General features: G+C 81.5%; 2 protein-coding genes. One reads left to right on the top strand and one right to left on the bottom strand.

Going from position 1 to position 3,078, the window contains the following annotated elements:
- On the top strand, window positions 1–716 hold a 716-nt coding region (locus GTR02_RS20965; protein WP_166609412.1), incomplete at its 5' end, for a hypothetical protein.
- Window positions 717–768: 52 nt separating this feature from the next.
- Here GTR02_RS20965 and GTR02_RS20960 read toward each other — a convergent pair.
- Window positions 769–3,078 (bottom strand): hypothetical protein (locus GTR02_RS20960; RefSeq protein WP_166609411.1); only part of this gene is annotated, 2,310 nt, incomplete at its 5' end.

Below are 3,078 nucleotides of genomic sequence, written 5' to 3'. Positions count from 1 at the left end.
ACCCCGCCGCCCCCGAGACGGCCGACGCGCTCGCCGGGCTGCTGCGGCAGACGTGGCGCGACCAGGGCGCGGTCCGGGCCACGTTCCGCTGCTGGCCCTCCGACGGCGCCTGGCTCGTCCTCGCCGCGCCCGTCCTCGCGCTGCTGGCGTTCGCCGCCGCGGCCCCCGACCCGGCCGAGCTCACCGTGCGGCTGGTCCTCACGGGAGTCCTCGCGCTCGTCGCGGCCGCGCTCGTCGCCGTCGGGGCCCTCGACGCGCACCGGGTGTGCGAGCACGGCCTCGTCGTCGGCCTCGCGCGCCGCTCCCGCTACGTCGTCCCCTGGTCGACCGTCGACCCCGGCCGCGTCCGGGTGCTGGAGCGGACGCTGCTGGTCAGCCGGCACCGTCCCGACGAGCCGAACCCCTCGCCGCACCACCGCACCGGGTTCCTCCTCACCACGCGGTCCCTCGCGGTCAACGGCTTCGACTCCGCGGGCGCGGCCCGGTCGCCCTTCGCCTGGTGGGTGCTGGGCGCCCGCCGGCCCGGCCGGCTCGCCGAGGCCGTCGAGGCGGCCATGGTCGCGGACGGGTACGCGGCCGCGGGCCTGGCCGAGCGGGCGCAGCGGCAGCGGGTGCGGGCCCGCTGGGGCGCGCCGACGGGCGACCCGCTGCCGGCGCGGCTCCTGCCGGACCCGGTGACGGGGGTGGACGGCCCGCTCCTGCCGGCCGCGTGGTGAGCGCTGCCCCACCGCGCTGACCGCCGACCGTCACTCCCGCCGCGTGGTCGGCTCAGGCGGGCGCGGCGGTCCCGCCGAGGCCGGGCAGCTCGGCGGCGAGCACCGCCGCGCGGCCGGTCGCGTCGGCGGCCAGCACCGCCGCCACCGCGCGGCGCAGCTCCCAGCACCCCGCGGCGCAGGCCAGCCCGTCCGCGGCGGCCGCCGCGTCGACGGCGAGCACGGTGCCGTCGGCGACCCACCACCGCACACCCCGGCCGTCGACCGCGAGCCCGCCGGCCCGCGTCCAGGACGCCGGCGCCCCCGGCAGCAGCGTCGCGACGCCCGCCGGCACCGCCACCTCGGCGGTCGCGGCCGCCGTCACGACGCCGTCCGCGCGGTCGCTCGCGAGGTCGAGGTCGAGCAGGTCCGCGACCCGCTCCGCCACCCGGGCGGGCACGAGGAGCTGCGGGCCCAGGTCCTCGCGCTGCACCCAGGCGGGGGAGTCGGGGACCACCACGTCGCCCGCGGGCACCGTCCGCGTCGCGCCGCCCGGCGCGAGCACCCGCACCCGGGAGGGGACGTCCGCCGGCGCGACGAGCTCGCCGGCGCAGGACGCGAGCAGGGCCCACAGCGCCAGCAGGTCGCCGGCCGGGACGTCGTGGGCGCGGCCCGCGGCCTCGAGCAGGGGCAGGACGTCGTCGGGCCCCGCTGCGTCCAGCGCCGGCAGGACGCCGAGCGCCCGCCGGACCGGCGCCGGCAGCCCCGCCGCCCAGCCCGGGGCCGGCGGCAGCCACGCCGGGCCGGCCGCCGACGGGTCGCGGGTCACGGCCGGCAGCGGTCCCGAGCGCCGCAGCCACCACGCGGTCAGGGGAGGGCGCCGGACCGCCCCGGCCTGCCAGGGCCGGGTGAGCGCTGCGGTCCCGGCCGGGCCCGCCGCGAGCGCCGCCAGCACCTCGGGCCAGCCGGTCACGACGAGGTCGAGGTCGCGCACCACGTGCACGTCGGCCACGACCGGCTCCTCGACGTCGGCCCACACCGCGTCGGCGTACTCCGCCAGGCCGGCCACCCCGGCGCTCGCGGCCTCTTCGGGGTCCACGAGGTCGAGCTCGCCCAGGACGACGACCGCCGGGCCGTCCAGCACCCCGACCGCGCGCAGGACGTCCGGTCCCCAGTCCGCCAGCAGGTCTCCGTCGACGCCCCCGACGGCCTCGGGGTCGAGCACCCGCTCGGCGAGGCTGCCGGGCAGCGCGAGCGCCGACGCGGGCGCGAGGTCGCCCTCGGCGTCGGGCAGGGCCAGGTCGCCGAGCCAGCTCAGCTCCTCGGCCAGCCGCCCGGCGCAGTCCGCGGCGTCGGGGCCCTCGCCCACCGCGGCCGCGACGAGGCTCAGCACGGCGTCGGCCACGGCGTCGGGGTCGTCGGCGTCGGGGGAGCCGGCGACCGCGGCCGCCACCGCCGGATCGGTCAGCACGGCGCGCACCCCGCCGCTGCGCGCGCCGAGACGCTCCAGCAGCTCGTCGGCGGCCTCGGGGTGCACGAGCCGGAGCCCGTGACCGGCGAGCAGCCGGGCGCCCTCGGCGGTCAGCCCGGTCGTCCCGCCCGTCGCCGGGTCGTCCGCGTGCAGCTGGAGGAGGCCGCGGGCCCCGTGCACGACGCGGCCGTCGAGCAGGGGGACGGGCAGCCCCGCCATCGCCTCGCGGGCCACCGGATCGCCCGCGAGCGCCCGCAGCGCGGCGTAGAGGGGGCGGAAGGAGGCGGGCGGGCCCGTGCCGGGGAGCACCTCGAGGGCGTCGGCGAGCGACATCCGCGCCACGCCCAGGTCGCTGAGCAGGCGGTGCACGTCGCGCGGGGCGGCGACGAGACCGGCGAGCACGGGCGCGAGGGCCGCGAGCAGGACAGGGTCGTCGGCGCCCGGGCCCGTCAGCGCCACGGCGTCGGCGGGACGCAGCAGGATCGGCAGGCCGTCGGCGGTCTCCACGGCGCGCAGCAGAGGTGCGGACCGGGCGCGCTCGAGCACCCGGGTGCGCAGCTCGGCGTCCACCCGGCCCGCGGCGGCGCCGTAGGGGAGCAGGGGCAGGGCGTCGGCGTCGGCCGCCACCGCCACGAGCAGGTCGACGTAGGCGTCGGCGGCGGCGTCGAGGAGGCGCTCGGTCGCGGGTCCGGGCGCGATCCGCCGCCGATCGGGCCCGAGCGGGAACGACGCGACGAGCAGCGCGGGCCAGGGCAGGTCCTCGTCGGTCGGCGTCGGCGCGCACACCACGCCGGGCGGGACGGCGCCCGCGTCGCGCGGCAGCGCCCAGGCGACCTGCCAGCCGCGCCGCGCCCGGTCCTCCACGCCCCGGCCGGCGAGCGCGGCGGCCTCGTGGCGGCCGGAGCGGCGCAGCAC

This window comes from Kineococcus siccus, assembly GCF_009906795.1.
GTDB lineage: Bacteria > Actinomycetota > Actinomycetes > Actinomycetales > Kineococcaceae > Kineococcus > Kineococcus siccus.
The sequence above is the reverse complement of the archived record's forward strand: the minus strand, read 5'-3'. Positions and strand labels throughout refer to the sequence as shown.